At 70.5% G+C, this 2,995-nt stretch carries 2 protein-coding genes; both read left to right on the forward strand.

Annotation, left to right across the window (positions count from 1 at the left end; all coding sequences use genetic code 11):
• Positions 1-2,430, forward strand: a 2,430-nt coding sequence (locus VKG64_10710) for an AAA family ATPase (GenBank protein HKB25514.1), incomplete at its 5' end; no start/stop codon positions are given.
• A 119-nt stretch (positions 2,431-2,549) separates the two neighbouring features.
• The coding region (locus VKG64_10715) for a zeta toxin family protein (protein ID HKB25515.1) at positions 2,550-2,995 on the forward strand (446 nt) is incomplete at its 3' end.

Raw genomic sequence — 2,995 nt, forward strand, 5'->3', positions numbered from 1 at the left:
GCGATCAAGCGCCGCGTCGAGCGCGACGGTGTGAGCGATTATTTCCTCAACGGCACGCGCATCCGCCGTCGCGATCTGATTCACCTGCTCTCTTCGACCGGCCTCACCGTCGACTCCTACGCGATCATCGACCAGCACGACATCGAGCACATCGTGGTCTGCTCGCCCTCGGAGCGCAGGCAGCTGCTCGAGGAGGCCGCCCAGGTCCGTGGCGTCAAGGCGCGCCGCCAGGAGGCGGCGCAGAAGCTGCAAGAGCTCGCCGCCAACCTGCTCCGCCTCGAAGACTTGAAAACGGAGCTCGCGCCCCGGCTCGAGACTCTCCGGACCCAAGCCGTCGCCGCCCGCGAGGCCGCCGAGGCGAATGCCCGCCTCGAGCTGCTGCGCGGCAGCATCGTCTGGGAGGAGTGGCGCGAGGCGCGCGACGCGCACCGCAAAGCCTCGTCGCAGGTCCAGGCGCTGGAGCGCCGCCTAATCGAGGCACGCGAACAGTCACGGATCACCGAAGAGGAGTTTCATGCCGGCCGCGCCGCCATGCAGGCCGCCCAGGACCGCCGCCTCGCCCGCCAGCGCACGCTTGGCCAGCTCCGCCTTCAGCTTTCCGAGGCGGACCACCGCCTCCAGCTCGCCGAGGAGAGGGCCGAAAACCGCCAGGTGGTCGCGGATTCGGCCCGTCGCTCCGAGGCTGAGAACCGCGCCCAGCTCGCGACCGCCCAGGCTCTTCGCGATCAGCTGTCCGCCGAGCTCGCCGCCGCTTCGCCCGCCGACCATCACGTTTCTGACGACGAGCTCGCCGAAGCCGAGCAGAAGGCCCGGACCGCCGAGCAGGCCGCCGTCGCCGTGGCTCGAATGCGCTCAGAGCTCGAGGGCCTCGACGCGCTTAGGCCGCGCGCCACTTCAGGTGTCCTCCTCCGCGATGTGATCACAGCCATCTCGGGCTACGAGGCCGCCTTGACGGCGGTTCTCGGCCCGCTGCTCGACGCGACCGTCTCGCCCGACGAGGAAACCGCCCTCGACTCAGTCAAGGCGAACGACCGCCTGGCGACGGCGCTTTTCCCCGTCGACGCCCCCGCCCCGGCCGAGGGATCCCTTTACGAGCACGTCACCGTCCGCGACGGCTTCGAGGCAATCGCGCGCCGCCTCCTCGGACATGTCCTGGTCGGACGCGACGTCACGCTCGACGGGGTCTATCGCGAGCCAGGCCTTGTCAGGGCCGGCGCCGACCCTCGCGTCGCCCTCGACGCGCGCCGCACCGAGCTGCAGCGCAAGATCTCTTCGCTCGAGGCGGACGCCGCCCTTGCCCACGACGCCGCAGGCCTCGTGGCGCGCCTGAGACAGCACCACGACGCCGATCGCCTGCGCTCTCGCCTGACTTCGATTGAAGAGGACATCGTCCGCCTCACCGCCGCGGCCGAGGATCGCCACGGCCGGCTCGCCGACGCCGAGCGGGCGCTGGCGACGGCGATCGAATCGATCCCCGACCTGCGCCGCGCCGCCGACGAAGCGCGCCATGCCCTGACCACCGCTGAGCATGAGTCGCCCGAGGACGACGCTGAGATGGCGGAGAGCGCCAAGCGGCTGGTCGCCCTGGAGGAGGCCCGCATCGACGCGCGCCTCCGCGCCGGCAATCTCGAAGGCAACCTCGAGCTCATCGCCCGCGAAACCGAGCTTCTCCAGGCCAGGATGGACGAGATCCGCTCCCGCATGCCCGATGGCGTCGCGCCCGAGGAGGTGCCCGGCGGCAAGGCGCGCGAGCGCGAGATGCGCGCCCTCGAGCGCCGCCTCGAAGAGATCGGTCCCACGAACGCCCTCGCCGAGTCTGAGTCCCGAGAGCTCGAGGAGCGATACAACAATCTCGCCGAGCAGCTCGAAGACATCACCAATGCCCGCGCCGACCTGGAGGACCTCATCTCCAAGCTCCGCGAGGAAGAGGACTCGCGCTACGAGGCCGTCTTCGGCGCGGTGGCCGCGAACTTCCACGAGTACTTCGCCGAGCTCAACCCCGGCGGCCGCGCCACCCTGCGCCACGCCGAAGGCGACGATGGCCCTCGCACCGGCGTCGAGATCCTCGTCCAGCCACCGCGCAAGCGCCAGCAGAACGTGACGCTGCTCTCCTCGGGAGAGCGCTCGCTCGCCGCGCTCGCCCTCGTCCTCGCACTCGACGAGGTGAACCCAAGCCCCTTCACGATCCTCGACGAGGTCGACGCCGCCCTCGACGACGCCAACGTCGACAGGTTCGGGCAGATGGTCGCTCGCCTCGGCGGCCGGCGCCAATTCCTTGTGATCACGCACAACCACGTGACGATGTCCTACGCCTCAACCCTCTACGGCATCCACCTCGACGAGAGCGGCTCTTCCCACCTCGTCTCGGTCCGCCTCGAAGATATCCGCAAGCCCGCGAGCCGAGCGGCGACCACAGCCCAAGCAGGCTGAGCAACCCCAGGCCCAGCCTCTGGAGCCGAGTCGGCAGCCGCACGCGCGGCGCTCTCGCGGCAGGGGTCCGCGCGCTCAGCCCGCCGCTCTCGGCGACCTATTACGACGAGCTCGAGGAGGTGCTGCTCGCGGCCGACCTCGGCCCCGCGATGGCGGCTCGCCTTGCGGCGGGCGTTCGCTCAAGGGCCCCGCGCACGCGCGAGGAGGCGATCGAAGCACTCGTCTCGGTAGCGACCTCGATGATGTCTAAGAACCCGCGCGAGCTGAACCTCACCGGCAACCCCGCCTGCATCCTTCTCTACGGCGTCAACGGCGCCGGCAAGACCACGACCGCGGGCAAGCTCGCCGATCGCCTGCGCAAAGAGGGCCGCAAACCTCTTGTCGTCGCCGCCGACACCTATCGCGCGGCAGGAATCGAGCAGATGGTCGCGTGGGCGGAGCGCGCGGGCGTGCCTCATTTCGACGGCTCGAGCGGCGCGGATCCCGCGTCCGTCGTCTTCGACGGCGTGCAGATCGCGCGCAACCGTGGCCTCGACGCGGTGCTCGTCGACACCGCGGGCCGCCT

This window comes from Candidatus Methylomirabilota bacterium (assembly GCA_035260325.1).
In the GTDB taxonomy this organism is placed as follows: domain Bacteria; phylum Methylomirabilota; class Methylomirabilia; order Rokubacteriales; family CSP1-6; genus AR19.